We start from the raw sequence: 14,098 nt of genomic DNA, 5'->3' as shown, positions 1-14,098 counted from the left end.
CTTAGAATGTCCCTGCTGGCTTCGTTTATTCAACGTTCAGACAGCAAAAAACCGAACAGAAAATACCTGTTCGGGAAAAAGGAGGGTTAACCGAGTGCCTGTGAAATTAACGAATATAGGTGTCCATTTTGGTCAGGAAGCCTCTTTTTCTGGTAAAGCATAAGCGGCGGCTCTGCGTCTGCGTGAAATCCCATTTCAATCAGTCTGTCATGAAGAGATGTGTGTTCACCCGGTATATCGATTCGCATCGGACTTTGTTTGCCGGCGGCCAGCCTGTTGATTATTCGTGCAGCAATGTCTGATGATGGAGCGACGATGGGGCCGAATTTCAGATTGGCCGGTGTCTGTACAGACAGGCCGTAGCCAATCAGCTGTCCCTTCTTGTTTCTGATGATGACACATTCTTCCGAAGTGGAAATAAGCTGCTGAAGAAGGTTTGATCGATCTCCGCCAAAGGCTGCCAGATCCGCTGCGGCTAAGTCTTGAAAGTCTTGTTCTCTAAAGGATGTCAGTTCAGCGTCAAGGTGCTTTGCAAAAGGTTGAAAACTGTGGCAGCTGTACTTTCGGACTGAACCCGCTTTATGAAAACCTGCTTTTTCATAAAGCGGCAAACCTTCTTTTGTGGCGCAAAGCCTGATGGCGGTGCTTTCATCCGTTTGGGTGATACACGCGTTTACCATCCGCCGCCCGAGACCGAGCCGTTTGTATTCTTTGTCGACGATGACGAGGCCGATAGAAGCAAGACGGCCAAACAAAAACAAGCCGATGCAGGAGATGATCTCCCCGCGGATGTTTTGATAACCGAAAAAGCGCCCTTGCTGGACCAGCAGTGCCAGCTCTTGTTCACCATAATCCGGCCACCCGGCCTGCTTGCAAAGCCGCAATAAGCCGGGGACATGTTCTTCATGAAGCTCAATCAGCTCATCCATTACGTCCATAAGATCACCTGCTTGTTCCGAGTTTTTTGCACATGACGATATGAGTGCCAATGCCGGGAATCTCAAACGGTTCGCCGCGTTCTTCCCAGCCAAGCTTTGCGTAGTAGCCTTTGACATGTTGTCTTGCATTGCACCAGACCGCCTGCACGCCTTTCTCTACCAGTTTCTGCTCCGCGTGTTTGATCAGCATGCTCCCGGCTTTTTGATCGCGATATCCTTCAAGCGTCGCCATGCCTCTCAGCCGATACGCAGGGGATTCCGTTAATAATGGCTGATTTTGAGGGGAGAAAGAAGCGATGCTGATCAGCGTTCCTTCAAAAAACGCGCCGAGATGAAAAGAGCCTTCCGCATGATCCTGTTCATATTTGCATTGTTCGATGGATTGATGGGGGCGCAGGATACGGTGCCGGATTTCGTATGTATCTTCCGCGGAAATGGTTTTAACTTCGAGCATGATGTTCCTCCTCATAAACCGATTTTTTATATCGTAACACGAATGCGATAAAAAAAGACCGCCCGATTGGCTCAGGCAGTCATCTAGGTTTAATGCAAATAGATATTTTGGCGCTGCTCATCTTTTTGCTGGATATACGAAGTGAGCTCAGCGGTTAAGTCAGATCTGAGAAAAGGCGTAATCAAGTAGATGCCGTTAAACAGCTCGCATGCCGTGTCCAGCAGGGAGCGGGCAATCGCAAGACCTTCCGCTTTTTGCTTCTCTTTATCTTCACCGGCGAGGGCCATTGTTTCGCGAATAGAGTCAGACAGCTTAATGCCCGGAATTTCATTGTGGATGAATTCAGCATTTCGGCTGCTTGTGAGCGGCATAATGCCGATATAGATCGGCGTCTTCAGATGCTTTGTTTCGTTATGGATATCGACAAGCTGCTGCTCGGAATAGACAGGCTGTGAAACAAAATAATCGGCCCCGCAATCTATTTTTTTCTCCAGCCGTTTTACCGCTTTATCCAGATGTCGGACGTTCGGATTAAATGCAGCGGCGACTGAGAAATTCGTTTTCTTGCCAAGCGGCTTTCCAGACAGGGACAGTCCTTCATTGAACTGTTTGATCAGCCTGATTAAATCAAAGGATGTTAAATCATAAACAGACGTTGCACCCGGAAAATCCCCGATTTTAGAAGGATCACCAGTAATGGCCAGCACGTCATTCAGCCCTAATGTATCAAGGCCCATTAAATGTGACTGTAGGCCGATAATATTTCGGTCACGGCATGTAATATGGACAAGGGACCGCATATCGAGCTGCTGCTTCACAAGGGCACCGCAGGCAACATTGCTGATCCGCGGGGTAGCCAGTGAATTGTCAGCGAGCGTCAGGGCATCAATTCCCGCTTCTTTTAATTCAGCAGCAGCGGACAGAAATTTGTCAAAGCTCAATTTTTTCGGCGGGTCCAGCTCTACGATGATGGAGCGTTTTTCCGCCGCGATCTCATTCAGGCCGGGCTCTGTCCGCTCGTGCTGAACGGAAATGAATTCCTTCGCCCGGGTTTTGACTTCTTTTTCCGTAATCGGAGCCAGCCCGCCAACTGCTTCCGCCATCGCCCGGATGTGATTCGGTGTGGTGCCGCAGCAGCCGCCGATAATCCGTGCGCCTTGCTTGCGAAATTCTGATGCGCTGTTTTGAAAATACGTGTCATCTGTTTCATAGACGAGCCGTCCCTCTTCAAGCGAAGGAAGACTGCTGTTCGGATAAACTGATAAGAACACGTCGTCAAAAATAGGCACTTCGCTGAGCGCTTCAATCATATGATAAGGACCGAGCCGGCAGTTAATGCCGACGATATCAGCCCCGAGATCAGCAATCGATCGCAATGCTTCAGAAAGCGGCGTTCCGTCCTGCAGTACGCCTTGCTCGTGCATCGATACATTGAGCATAATCGGAAGGCTAGTCTCTTTGCGCGCGATTTTCAGCACTTCACGGGCTTCTTCCAAATCATAATACGTTTCTAACAGCAAGCCATCCGGTTCTTCATGCAGCAGCAGGTACAGCTGCTCGCGAAAGCTGCGTTTGATTTCGTCAAGGCTGTACGCGTTTTTATTAAATGTGCGGATGCCGCCCATCGTCCCAAGCACGTACGCATCGCCTGCTGAAGCCCGCGCGATTTTTACTGCCTCTTGATTCATTTTTTTAATGTCATCCTCTAGGCCGTGTCTCGATAATTTAATATAATTGGCCCCGTACGTATTCGTTTGAATAATGTTGGCTCCTGCCTCAACGTACGCTTTATGTATGCGCTGAATTTCCTCCGGCTTCGAAATGTTGAGCTCCTCAAAACACCTGTCAATGCCATAGGAGTAGAGGAGCGTCCCCATGGCGCCGTCACCGATTAACACCTGTTTTTGCAAATCTTCTAAAAGTCCCATTGTCTGCCTCCTTTATTCACATTCAGCAAGGAAAAAAGAGAAATAAAAAAAGTCCTCTTAAGAAGAAGACTTTGTCAGTGATTTTGTCTCTTCTTATCTTCCAAGCTGTTCGAGCTTGCTGGATTTAGCACCTTGGTCATGGCTGATCGCCATTTACACCGGTTGCTGAAGCTTCGTCGGGCCAGTCCCTCTGCTTCTCTTGATAAGAACGGATATGAAGTTTTCGTATTCAGGAAATGCCAAAAGATGCCGGGCTTTTTCCCTTTCTCCAAATTTACCGAAAATAAAGACAATAATCAATAGGATTCAGAAAATTTATCTGAAATTTATAAATTGAACGTCAATCGGCAGATCTGCACCCCGCACAGCTGTAATAATCTGCTGCAGGTCATCCTTGTTTTTTCCAGTGACGCGCACTTGATCATCCTGCACCTGAGACTTTACTTTCAGTCCGGAGTTTTTGATGATCGTATTGATTTTTTTTGCGTTGTCTTTGTCGATGCCTTGAACAAGCTTTGCGCGCTGGCGTACCGTTCCCCCTGATGCGTTTTCAACCTTGCCGTAATCAATGTTTTTTGTCGGTACATTTCGTTTTATTAATTTACTGACCAGCACATCTTTCAGCTGGCTTAATTTGAATTCGTCATCAGAAACGAGGACAAGCTCCTCTTTATCTAAAGAAATGTCGCTTTTGCTTCCTTTAAAGTCATAGCGTGTGCTGATTTCCTTCAATGCGATTTGGATCGCGTTTTGCACTTCAGGCAATTCCACCTTAGATACAATATCAAATGAACTTTCTTTTGCCATACGAAAACCTCCATAACATTTAACTTATGAGTTGATTATAGTAGAATAAAGAGAAACTTCCAACAGAACAAAGAATCAATTTGTGATGATTGGAAAAAATGTTAACAGAATCCGCAGAAAAATAAGCGGAACAGGAAGGACGATAGCATGAGACCAGGGCAGCAATTAACCTTGAGTATAGATCACCAAACTGACTTCGGTTACTTTTTAACCGACGGAGAAGACACGATTCTCTTACATAACAGTGAAATAACTGAGGATATCGAGGACAGAGACGAAGTAGAGGTCTTTATATACGTCGATCAGCAGGAAAGGCTTGCGGCCACGATGAAAATTCCGGTCATCAGCGCTGATGAGTATGGCTGGGTCGAAGTGGTGGATACAGTGGAAGATATGGGCGTTTTCGTTGATGTCGGTTTATCTAAGGACGCGCTTGTCGCAACCGAGCATTTGCCTCCGTACGAAGATGTCTGGCCGCAAAAAGGGGATAAGCTTTACTGTATGCTGAAGGTGACAAACCGGGGACGCATGTTCGCGAAACCAGCTCCGGAAGATATCATCAGCGAACTGTTTACCGACGCCACAGAAGATTTGATGAATAAAGAGCTGACAGGTACGGTGTACAGACTGATCGCAACAGGTTCATTCGTCATCACGGACGACGGTATCCGCGGTTTTATCCATCCTTCAGAAAGAAAAGAGGAGCCAAGACTCGGCTCAAGAGTCACGGGACGGGTGATTCAAGTCAAAGAAGACGGTTCAGTCAACATGTCGCTGCTTCCGAGAAAACAGGATGCAATGTCTGTTGATGCTGAGTACATTCTGACGTATATGAGAACAAGAAACGGCGCCATGCCGTACAGCGACAAAAGCCAGCCTGACGATATCAGAGAACGTTTTAACATGAGCAAGGCCGCCTTTAAACGCGCGCTCGGCCATTTGATGAAAAATGGAAAAGTGTATCAGGAAGACGGATGGACATACGAGAAAAAATAGCATGAAAAAGGCTCGCCTGCAGCAGGACTGCAGAGCGAGCCTTTTTTAGTTTAATTCATCAACCAGCGTTCTGATTGCCATTTCGCGATCGACATTGTCTGAAATCGCAATCGGCGTAATATCAATGGCAAGAATGATCAGAATCAGGGCACCGGCTGCAGCAACATAAGAAACATAATAGAAATAGTTAGCGGTATCGACCGTGTTGACGAGCTCGGCCTGAACTCTGGACGTATCATCCTTGGAAGCGGCGATTTCCTTTGCGGCTTCCACTTTTTCTTCAACGATTTGACCCGCTTTTTTCAGCAGTTCATCCACTTTCAATGCATCTTTGCTGTAAACAGCTTTCTTCAGGTTATCAAAGAAGTCAGCATCCTCTTTTTTAATATCAGCGACAACCTGATTGGCAAATGCCTTTGCCTCTTTTGTGTTGAGTTTGTCAGTCATGGCTTTATTGAAGACCTCTGGAAGCTGTTTGCCTACTTCCCCCTGAGCAAATACAAACCCTTTAAAAATTTCCTCACCTGAATACTCGAGCTGCTTTGCCTGTGCCACACTTTCTTGCTGCTTCACCAAAAACACAGTCGTCACCAATACAACCGACAAAAACACTAGAAACGCCTTCTTCAAACTGAAACCTCTCCCTTCTTTTGTTTTTTATTCCACAACAGTCTGCGAATATATGTAAATTGAATCGTGGAATCGATAGGAGTGAGATACAATATCAAAATGCCGGCCATGATAAGCGAGAAACTGATGAGGCCCAGCATGACTGCAAAAATCTCATGCATAAAAACAGCGATGATCAAAATCAATCTCCAATGCTTCTTCGGCGCGAACAGCGCCGCAAAGATGACAATCTGAACCAACAGCGTCCCCCATGTCGGAATCACCACGAACGGACTTGTCACAAATGGCTTCGTTAACGCCTGAAAAAAGCCGTTAAAGCCGATGGTTTTTTCCTGGGCGAAATAATAGACGGCTGTTCCGTCCACCCATTCCTGCTGAGACAGCTTAGCGACGGTAGAGTGAAAATAAAGCACCGCCACTTGGATTCTGATCACAAAATAAGAAATAAAAGCTGCAATTTTTCCAAGTGTTCTTTTGTCCTCTAGAGGACTCGTGCTCCAATGCCATTTTCTCGGATCGGTCAGCGTGATGGGGAGCAATAAAAAGGTCATGACAGCTGCTGCCTGCTCGCCTCCGTCGATGACGATTAACGATGACTGCAGGCTGTAACTCACATACCAATGGAGAACCCCGGTGATTCTAGGGCGCCAGCCAATCACGACAAGCACCAGAATGACAATGCAGACCCATCTGAGAAGATTTAACATCATATAGTTATTTTCGCCGAGGCAAAAGAGACTGAGATTCATTTTACAAGCAGGATAACTGCTGATTCCGCTGGCTGGCTTCATGATGAGACTCGGATGATTGACGAGCAGCGTCAGCAGGCTGGATAGCGCAATGATGCTTCGCGCGAGGCCGTATACATTTGTCCACGGGTTTCTTTCGTCCCATCCGGTGATGGTCTGTTTTATGTTTTCGAGCATGAGATCACAACCTTGACTATGCTTTTTACCTGATAAGACGAAGGGGTGTATTTAGAATAGCTCCAAGGAACAATATCCTCTTTCGTCAAAAAGTAGCTGCCGCAAAGCAGCGGGCGGGGAGCGGGTGTTTTTAATTGCACGGTTTTGGCTTTGCTTTTGCAGGCGCCGAGGTCCTTTTCTTTACATACTGTCCACTGTTCCTTGCCGACTTGGCTGTAGATGACGCCCATTTCAACGCCTTGAGATCTCCCATACCGATACAGGCCGAATAGATTATCAGCCCTCATATTGGGCCATCTGACCTTGGCGCTGGCATCTCCATCCTCATATAATCCGATCGCAGTATCACGCGGATTTTTGCTGAAAAAGCCCCAGCCCTGAGGGATGACGCTGGACATAAGAAATTTGGCGTCCTTTGTCAGCGGAATAGGGGTTGTCCCTAAGCTGCCAATAATAGAAAACAGAAATAACGAGCCCCAAAGGACTGAAAAAATGACGAAAAATGATATCGATTTCTGCATTCGACTGCTCCTTTTAACCTCAAGAATCGTTTTTTCACTTTTCATAATATAAAAACATTTATGTAATAAAAAGGTTAAAAAGTATGAGAAATTCCATTTTTGTTAAATGGAAAAACAGGACCTTTTTCACTGCTATATGTGATTGATATATAGTGGTTTTTTCGATATATTTAAACCATGAAAACGAATCAAGTTAATGACCGCTGGATTGTTCAATTTCGAAAAGGGATTTTCGAGCTGGCCATCCTTTCCCTGCTGCGCTCTAAACCGATGTACGGTTATGAGCTGACGTCATCCTTAAAAACAACCTCGGCACTGGCTATTTCAGAGGGAGCGATTTATCCGATTCTGAAACGAATGACCGAGAAAGGATGGATCGAATTTTTTTGGGAGGATTCATTGGACGGCCCGAAAAGAAAGTATTACAAAATGACGCAAAAAGGAGAAGAAATGTTAAAAGAACGGCTGGAGAAATACCTGGAAACCCATCAAGCCTTACTGTCTTTATCGGAGGATTTGCTATGAATGCACAGCGCATCATTGACAGGTACATGGAGGAACTAAATGCAGAGCTGGCGAATATGCCTGATGTAGAGAGAGAAAACGCCATCTGCGAATTAAAGGGGCATATAACCGCTTTCGTACAAGACAGAATCAAAGCCGGCCTTAGTGAAGAGGAACTGCAGGAAGCTGTTGAAACCGAATTTTCTCATCCGAAGGAGCTTGCCGAAGCGATGAGGGGTGATGGAGGAGAGATGAAAAGGAGGGGGTCTTTATTGGGCAAAAGCTGGCTTTCGGTCCTTCTCATTGCCGTGATTATCGCCCTGCCGCTGCTGCCGCCCGATTACAGACATCTGCCGCTGGTTGTTTATTTAACGGTGCTCGCCGGATATGTGTGGAAGCGGAAAAAACTGATGATGTTTGCTGGCGTCAGAAAAAACAAATTGCGCTCTCAAAAGGAGATTGTCACGATTTCGCGAGTCGGTGCGGCTTATTTGCTGTTTTTGGCTGTGCTGCTTCTTTTGCAGCCGTTCCTCAATGCATCCGTCGTCCTGCTGCTGATTGCAGTAAGCTGCGCCGCTTTTTTTCTTTTTCTAAACGTCAAGTAATGTTGTAGGAGGCTCAAATATGGAAATCGGCATTAATTATCTGTTAATAGTCATCGCGCTTTTATTCTTTGTAGTTGCCTATTTTGTCGGGATCAAAAAACAAACGTGGATGCTGGCCGGATTTAATGAGGCCCGTATCCGGGATAAAGATCGGCTGGCCAGAATAGCAGGCTACTTTTTCTTGAATTCCGGTTTGTTCATTTTGCTGAATAGCTTTATCTCGTTTCAAGGCCAGGAGCAGCTCATTCCGCCGCTTATTTTGGCATATGGAGCAGGGGTTATTATTTATGTCAATAAAAAATTAGTAGAGTAGAAAAAGAAGGGCAGAGTGAAATATCTCTGCCCTTCTTTTTTGGGAAAATAAGAACGAAGCACCACATACAAGTGTTTGTTTTTTTGATAGGATGAAGAAAAATGATAGATTCCAAAACAGGAAGGATGTGGTGTTTTGCGCAACATAGCCAAGACGTCTCTATTGCTGGCCGGCTTATGCACGGCGGCCCAAATGGTTTTTGTAACACAGGCCTCAGCTGATCAAAGCATCAAATATGACAATACGTATCAAACCCCTTCATACATCATCGAAAAGTCATCACCGAAGCAAGCACAAAACACAACCCAAAAAGAATCGCTATTTTCCTATCTTAACAAGCATCAAACGCATTTTAAGCTCAAAGGGAATGCGAACAGCCATTTTCGCATTTCAAAAACAATAAAGGATCCAAAGACAAAACAAACGTTTTTTAAATTAACGGAAGTTTACAAAGGAATTCCGATTTACGGCTTTGAACAAGCGGTCGCAATGAAGGAAAACAAACAGGTGAAAAGTTTCTTTGGAAAGGTGCATCCGCAAATAAAAAACGTATCCGTCACACCGTCTATTTCTGAAGAAAAAGCAATACATACAGCGCGGCGTGAGCTCGAGGCTTCCATAGGGAAAATCGAATATATTGACGGGGAACCGAAAGGCGAATTATATATCTATCCGCACGACGGGGCATATGATCTTGCCTACCTTGTGAGAATCTCGACATCTGAACCTGAGCCTGGCTATTGGCATTATTTCATCGATGCCAAAAATGGAAAGGTTATTGAGTCTTTTAACGCCATTCATGAAGCGGCAGGTACAGGAATCGGCGTCTCAGGCGATGAAAAAAGCTTTGAAGTCACTGAACAGAATGGGCGCTTTTATTTGGCGGACGAAACAAGGGGAAAAGGGATCAATACGTTTGACGCGGAGAACCTGAATGAAACCTTGTTTACGCTTTTGTCTCAATTGATCGGGTATACGGGCAAAGAAATAGTCAGCGGCACATCTGTATTTAAAGAACCGGCGGCTGTGGACGCACATGCAAATGCGCAAGCCGTTTACGACTATTACAGCCAGACATTTGGCCGAAATTCTTTTGATCAAAACGGAGCAAGGATTACGTCTACCGTGCATGTCGGCAAACAGTGGAACAATGCGGCGTGGAACGGTGTGCAGTTGGTATACGGTGATGGAGACGGCTCAACATTTAAGCCGCTGTCCGGATCGCTCGACATTGTCGCACATGAAATCACACACGCAGTCACGCAGTATTCCGCCGGTCTTTTATATCAAGGAGAACCCGGTGCGTTAAACGAGTCCATTTCCGACATTATGGGGTCGATGGCAGACCGTGATGATTGGGAAATCGGCGAGGATGTCTATACCCCGGATATTGCGGGAGATTCATTACGATCATTAGAGGACCCATCCAAGCAGGGAAATCCCGATCATTACTCGAACCGTTACACAGGAACAGAGGATTATGGCGGAGTCCATATCAATTCGTCCATCCACAATAAAGCAGCTTACCTTCTGGCAGAAGGAGGCGTGCACCACGATGTACAGGTTGAAGGGATTGGGCGTGAAGCATGTGAACAAATTTACTATCGGGCTTTAACATATTATGTAACGGCGTCTACAGATTTCAGCATGATGAAGCAAGCGGCAATCGAAGCGGCCAATGATTTATACGGTGAAGGCTCGAAGCAATCCGTTTCAGTCGAAAAAGCGTATAAAGCTGTCGGAATTCAATAAACAAACAAAAACAGTCAGGACATATGAGTCTGACTGTTTTTGTTTGCTTATTTTCTTAAAAAGAATATCGCCAATGTGCCGGGGCCGGCGTGCGAGCCGATTGCAGAACCGATCGAATGCATGATGATCTCTTTCGGCTTGAACGCATCCTCAATCAAGTGTTTCATGTCAGTGGCTTTTTCTTCGTTCGCGGCGTAGCTGATCCCTACGGTTTGATTGCTCCAATCATCCCCGCGCTCTTTCATGAGTTCGATGATCCGTTTGAAAAGTTTTTTCTGTCCGCGGATTTTTTCCAGAGGCACAAGCTTGCCGTCCTCCATCTGAAGCAGCGGTTTAATATTCAGCAGACCGCCGACAAAAGCGGATGTTTTTGAGATGCGGCCGCCTCTTGCAAGATATGTGAGATCATCCACGGTAAAAATGTGCTCAAGCTGTTCACAAAAGTTCTTTACAGACGTTTCAATTTCTTGTATTGTATTCCCGTTGATACAGAGATCGGCGGCATGCCGGACGGCCAAACCGTATCCTAATGAAGCACATTTGGAATCAATGACCCGCAAATCGAAATCGGGGAATTCCTCCTTCACTTCATTGGCGATCATCACAGCCGTCTGATACGTGCCTGAGAGGCCTGAGGAAAAGGCAATGTAAAGAGCGGGATCACCTGTTTCGGCATATTGCAAAAACACATTTTTAATCGTTTGCGGTGAGGCTTGGGACGTCTTAGGCGTTTCTCCATTTTGCATCGCTTCAAATATTTGATCCGCATCAATCGTGACTGCATCTTCGAATTCTTTATCTCCGAGAGAAACTCTGAGCGGAATAAAGCCGATGCCGTTTTCTTCAAAATAAGAACGGGGCAGATCGGCGGCGCTGTCAGCGATAAGATGAACTGTCATATTGCTTCCCTTCTTTCCGTTATCGTTCGTTATCAAGAGAGTTAAGCCAACTATATCATATTAATTTGCCAAAATCGTGTTCAAATATTTGTTTTTAGGGAAAACATAAAAGAAGAAAGAGCGGAGGAACATGCCATGGTTCTAGATCAAACAAAAAAATTACTCATCGTCATCATCGGCGCTTTACTCAATGCGGCCGGGCTGAACTTATTTTTGATTCCGGCAGATGTATATGCCAGCGGATTTACGGGTGTCGCCCAGCTTTTATCAAGCGTCATTGTGCAATACGCCCCCTTTTACATATCGACAGGAACGCTCTTGTTCCTCTTAAACATTCCGGTCGGTATTTTAGGGTGGCTGAAGGTCGGCAAATCGTTTACGGTGTACAGCATTCTAAGTGTCGCACTGACTACTGTGTTTATGGGGATCCTGCCGGAAACAAGCCTGTCACATGACATTTTGCTGAACGCGGTGTTCGGCGGCGTTATTTCCGCTGTCGGTATTGGCTTAACATTAAAATACGGCGCTTCGACAGGCGGGCTTGATATCGTCGCCATGGTGCTTGCAAAGTGGAAGGATAAACCCGTCGGCACGTATTTCTTCATTCTGAACGGGATTATCATCTTGACGGCAGGATTATTGCAAGGTTGGGAGAAAGCATTATATACCCTGGTTACACTGTATGTGACAACGAGGGTGATCGACGCTATTCACACCCGCCACATGAAGCTTACGGCAATGATCGTGACGAAAAAAGCGGACGAAATCAAAGAAGCCATTTACGGAAAAATGGTGCGCGGCATCACAACTGTTCCGGCCAAAGGCGCCTTTACGAACGAACAGAAAGAAATGATGATTATCGTCATCACAAGGTATGAACTGTACGATTTAGAGAAGATCGTCAAAGAAGTTGATCCGAAAGCATTTACGAACATTGTTCAAACGACTGGGATTTTTGGTTTCTTTAGAAAAGACTGACGAAAGCAGGTGGAAGTCGTGAAACGGCTGCTTGTGATGCTCCTGCCCGTGCTGCTTTTGATAGGCTGCGGGAAAGATGAGCAGACAGAACCCGATAAGGAGGTATCAGGCGGAATGGAGAATCAAGAGGTTGTTTTATCTGTTGACGCAATTCAGGAGCCTGAACAAATCAAGTTTAACATGTCGCTGAAGAACCAAAGCGAACGTGCTGTCGAGTTTCAATTCAGCACAGGACAAAAATTTGAACTTGTCATGTATGATTCTGAGAACAAAGAAAGATACCGTTATTCGAAAGACAAAATGTTTACGCAGGCTTTTCAATACATGACGCTTGAGCCTGGAGAAACATATGATTTCTCTGATGTGTGGAAGGAAGTCCCTGAGCCCGGAACCTACGAGGTGAAGGTGACATTTAAGGGCAGAGCGGAGAATCTGAAGCAGGTTCAGGCTGTTCAGCAGTTTGAAGTCAAATAAGAGGCTATGGCGAATCGCCATAGCCTTTTTTTATTGAAGTTTGTCCAGCTGATCCTGAAATTGATGGAGCTGGCGACGTTCCGCATCTGTCGAGTTGGCATACGCAGAAGACACAGCGTTTTTGGCTCTCAGAATCGCTTGCTCCTGATCGCCTTCCTCAAAGCCGTTTGTCACCATAACAGCCTGTTGAACAAATGATTTTGCCTGCTGAAACAGTTCGTTTCTCATTTAATATTCAACCTGTCTTTCGGCCGAGTCTCGTGCCGCGGCATGCTGGTGAGCTTCTTCTAATGTAGACCGATATGGAAATCTAGCGGCGTGTAGCCCGATGGAGTCTTTACCCTGCTGAATAAACCTTCTGGATTTGCTTCGTTTACCCATTTTGAGACTGCCCCCTTCCATACTTTGACGAGATGAGTCGTCTTCAATAGTATGGTGGGGCGAAGTAAGGTTTATGAGTGGGAAAAATTAATACGGACCGGCCTTTAAAGGGAGAAATATTCTTTCAAAAACCTTGCCACGCCGTCTTCTTCATTTGCAGCTGTTGTTCGGTTGGCAATCTGCTTGACAGCGTCAATTCCATTTCCCATGGCAACGCCGCAGCCGGCGAATTCAAGCATCTCTAAATCGTTATCCTCATCGCCAAAAGCAATGATCCGTTCCCTCGGCACGCCGTAATAATCGCTGATTTTCTGCAGGCCGACCGCTTTGTTCATACCGCTTTTAATAATTTCAATGACGTGCCACGGCGCGGCCCATCTTCTATGATCGATCACCTCGGCATGCACATCCGATAAATAGGAGCGTATTGCCGGAACATCTTCTTCTTTTGCGTGAATGAGTACGGATGTAACATCCTCACCGAGATTTTCCCGCAAGTCTCCGACCGTCACCTTCGTTGTGTTCATGTTAAAGGCATCAATCAGGTGCTCATCATGGTAATGAAAGTACACGTCGTCAATGACTTCAGCAAGCACATTATGTACGTTGTAGTTCTCGCTGATATCCACCAGCTGTTTGACAATATCAAGCGGCAGCGAGGTATGATACCGTCCCCAGCTGTCGTCCTGAGGATGATGGACAAACGCTCCGTTAAAATTGACAATCGGCGTTGTCAGCTCCATCTGCTGGTAGTACATGGAACTTGAACGATACGGACGGCCTGTTGCGATGCAGACATAATACCCGTCATCTTTTAGGCGCTGTATGGTCTGAAGGGTGTTTTCTGATATGGTTTTATCATCCTTTAATAGCGTTCCATCTAAGTCTAATGCGATTAAATAAGGTTTTGTCTCCATGAAAAGCTCCTTTTACCTTAGATTTTGCTTGTTTTGCCTTACTTACAGTGTAGCTTTTTACCATCTTTATTGTCT

Annotated in this window: 17 protein-coding genes, 1 pseudogene and 1 riboswitch; of the genes and pseudogenes, 7 read left to right on the top strand and 11 right to left on the bottom strand. The window is 45.8% G+C overall.

All coding sequences use genetic code 11. From position 1 onward, the window contains the following. Positions 1 to 86: 86 nt before the first annotated feature. The 4 genes from KHQ79_RS14535 to KHQ79_RS14520 all read right to left on the bottom strand — a co-directional run bounded on the left by KHQ79_RS14535 (position 87) and on the right by KHQ79_RS14520 (position 4,127). Positions 87 to 938, bottom strand: a complete 852-nt coding sequence (locus tag KHQ79_RS14535; protein ID WP_133487970.1) for a GNAT family N-acetyltransferase — start codon at positions 936 to 938, stop codon at positions 87 to 89. Between the two features lie 4 nt (positions 939 to 942). Continuing rightward, entirely contained in the window at positions 943 to 1,392 is a 450-nt protein-coding gene (locus KHQ79_RS14530; RefSeq protein WP_133487968.1) for a GNAT family N-acetyltransferase, read from the bottom strand. A gap of 89 nt (positions 1,393 to 1,481) precedes the next feature. Further along, complete coding sequence (locus KHQ79_RS14525) at positions 1,482 to 3,320, bottom strand: bifunctional homocysteine S-methyltransferase/methylenetetrahydrofolate reductase (protein WP_119913659.1); 1,839 nt, start codon at positions 3,318 to 3,320, stop codon at positions 1,482 to 1,484. Between the two features lie 90 nt (positions 3,321 to 3,410). Next, a riboswitch (SAM riboswitch) is annotated at positions 3,411 to 3,529 on the bottom strand. A 106-nt stretch (positions 3,530 to 3,635) separates the two neighbouring features. Then, positions 3,636 to 4,127, bottom strand: coding sequence for a YajQ family cyclic di-GMP-binding protein (locus KHQ79_RS14520; protein WP_003239368.1), 492 nt, complete (start codon positions 4,125 to 4,127; stop codon positions 3,636 to 3,638). 98 nt (positions 4,128 to 4,225) lie between these two features. Here KHQ79_RS14520 and KHQ79_RS14515 point away from each other — a divergent pair. After that, a pseudogene (locus tag KHQ79_RS14515) lies at positions 4,226 to 5,123 on the top strand (CvfB family protein). A 45-nt stretch (positions 5,124 to 5,168) separates the two neighbouring features. On the opposite strand, the gene KHQ79_RS14510 reads toward KHQ79_RS14515, so the two are convergent. The 3 genes from KHQ79_RS14510 to KHQ79_RS14500 are packed head-to-tail and all read right to left on the bottom strand — an operon-like array spanning position 5,169 to position 7,200. Continuing rightward, positions 5,169 to 5,753 (bottom strand): sporulation delaying protein family toxin, encoded by a 585-nt coding sequence (locus tag KHQ79_RS14510; protein ID WP_003239365.1) that lies wholly within the window; start codon positions 5,751 to 5,753, stop codon positions 5,169 to 5,171. Continuing rightward, positions 5,750 to 6,679: a sporulation-delaying protein SdpB family protein gene (locus tag KHQ79_RS14505; protein ID WP_225515776.1), complete on the bottom strand. Its 930-nt coding sequence runs from the start codon at positions 6,677 to 6,679 to the stop codon at positions 5,750 to 5,752. The genes KHQ79_RS14510 and KHQ79_RS14505 overlap by 4 nt, the downstream gene beginning before the upstream one ends. After that, on the bottom strand, positions 6,664 to 7,200 hold the full coding sequence (locus tag KHQ79_RS14500) for an SdpA family antimicrobial peptide system protein (RefSeq protein ID WP_225515774.1): 537 nt from the start codon (positions 7,198 to 7,200) through the stop codon (positions 6,664 to 6,666). Before KHQ79_RS14500 ends, KHQ79_RS14505 begins: the two co-directional genes overlap by 16 nt. 177 nt (positions 7,201 to 7,377) lie before the next feature. Between KHQ79_RS14500 and KHQ79_RS14495 the strand changes: the two genes are divergently transcribed. The 4 genes from KHQ79_RS14495 (at position 7,378) to nprB (ending at position 10,374) form a co-directional block, all read left to right on the top strand. Next, positions 7,378 to 7,725 carry a PadR family transcriptional regulator gene (locus KHQ79_RS14495; RefSeq protein ID WP_003239360.1) on the top strand — a complete coding sequence of 116 codons (348 nt, stop codon included), beginning with the start codon at positions 7,378 to 7,380 and terminating at the stop codon, positions 7,723 to 7,725. Then, on the top strand, positions 7,722 to 8,309 hold the full coding sequence (locus KHQ79_RS14490) for an HAAS signaling domain-containing protein (protein ID WP_225515772.1): 588 nt from the start codon (positions 7,722 to 7,724) through the stop codon (positions 8,307 to 8,309). The genes KHQ79_RS14495 and KHQ79_RS14490 overlap by 4 nt, the downstream gene beginning before the upstream one ends. A gap of 19 nt (positions 8,310 to 8,328) precedes the next feature. Then, entirely contained in the window at positions 8,329 to 8,622 is a 294-nt protein-coding gene (locus KHQ79_RS14485) for a DUF3784 domain-containing protein (RefSeq protein WP_003239356.1), read from the top strand. Positions 8,623 to 8,757: 135 nt separating this feature from the next. Next, on the top strand, positions 8,758 to 10,374 hold the full coding sequence (nprB, locus tag KHQ79_RS14480) for a neutral protease NprB (RefSeq protein ID WP_225515770.1): 1,617 nt from the start codon (positions 8,758 to 8,760) through the stop codon (positions 10,372 to 10,374). Between the two features lie 47 nt (positions 10,375 to 10,421). Here nprB and KHQ79_RS14475 read toward each other — a convergent pair whose 3' ends face one another. Continuing rightward, positions 10,422 to 11,273, bottom strand: coding sequence for a DegV family protein (locus KHQ79_RS14475; protein WP_225515769.1), 852 nt, complete (start codon positions 11,271 to 11,273; stop codon positions 10,422 to 10,424). 135 nt (positions 11,274 to 11,408) lie between these two features. Here KHQ79_RS14475 and KHQ79_RS14470 point away from each other — a divergent pair, with 135 nt between their 5' ends. Further along, positions 11,409 to 12,251, top strand: coding sequence for a YitT family protein (locus KHQ79_RS14470; protein ID WP_003224514.1), 843 nt, complete (start codon positions 11,409 to 11,411; stop codon positions 12,249 to 12,251). Positions 12,252 to 12,269: 18 nt separating this feature from the next. Beyond that, the gene (locus tag KHQ79_RS14465) at positions 12,270 to 12,725 is read left to right on the top strand and encodes a BsuPI-related putative proteinase inhibitor (RefSeq protein ID WP_309247438.1); all 456 of its coding nucleotides are present in this window, start codon (positions 12,270 to 12,272) and stop codon (positions 12,723 to 12,725) included. 30 nt (positions 12,726 to 12,755) lie between these two features. Here KHQ79_RS14465 and KHQ79_RS14460 read toward each other — a convergent pair whose 3' ends face one another. The 3 genes from KHQ79_RS14460 to yitU all read right to left on the bottom strand — a co-directional run bounded on the left by KHQ79_RS14460 (position 12,756) and on the right by yitU (position 14,023). Beyond that, a complete protein-coding gene (locus tag KHQ79_RS14460) occupies positions 12,756 to 12,953 on the bottom strand; it encodes a DUF3813 domain-containing protein (RefSeq protein ID WP_003239348.1) in 198 nt (65 codons plus the stop codon). Beyond that, a complete protein-coding gene (locus KHQ79_RS14455; protein WP_003239346.1) occupies positions 12,954 to 13,106 on the bottom strand; it encodes a hypothetical protein in 153 nt (50 codons plus the stop codon). A 104-nt stretch (positions 13,107 to 13,210) separates the two neighbouring features. Next, complete coding sequence (yitU, locus tag KHQ79_RS14450; RefSeq protein ID WP_225515767.1) at positions 13,211 to 14,023, bottom strand: 5-amino-6-(5-phospho-D-ribitylamino)uracil phosphatase YitU; 813 nt, start codon at positions 14,021 to 14,023, stop codon at positions 13,211 to 13,213. Between the last annotated feature and the right edge of the window lie 75 nt (positions 14,024 to 14,098).

The sequence above is a fragment of the Bacillus sp. TSO22 genome (assembly GCF_020223595.1).
Taxonomy (GTDB): domain Bacteria; phylum Bacillota; class Bacilli; order Bacillales; family Bacillaceae; genus Bacillus; species Bacillus inaquosorum.
The sequence above is the reverse complement of the archived record's forward strand: the minus strand, read 5'-3'. Positions and strand labels throughout refer to the sequence as shown.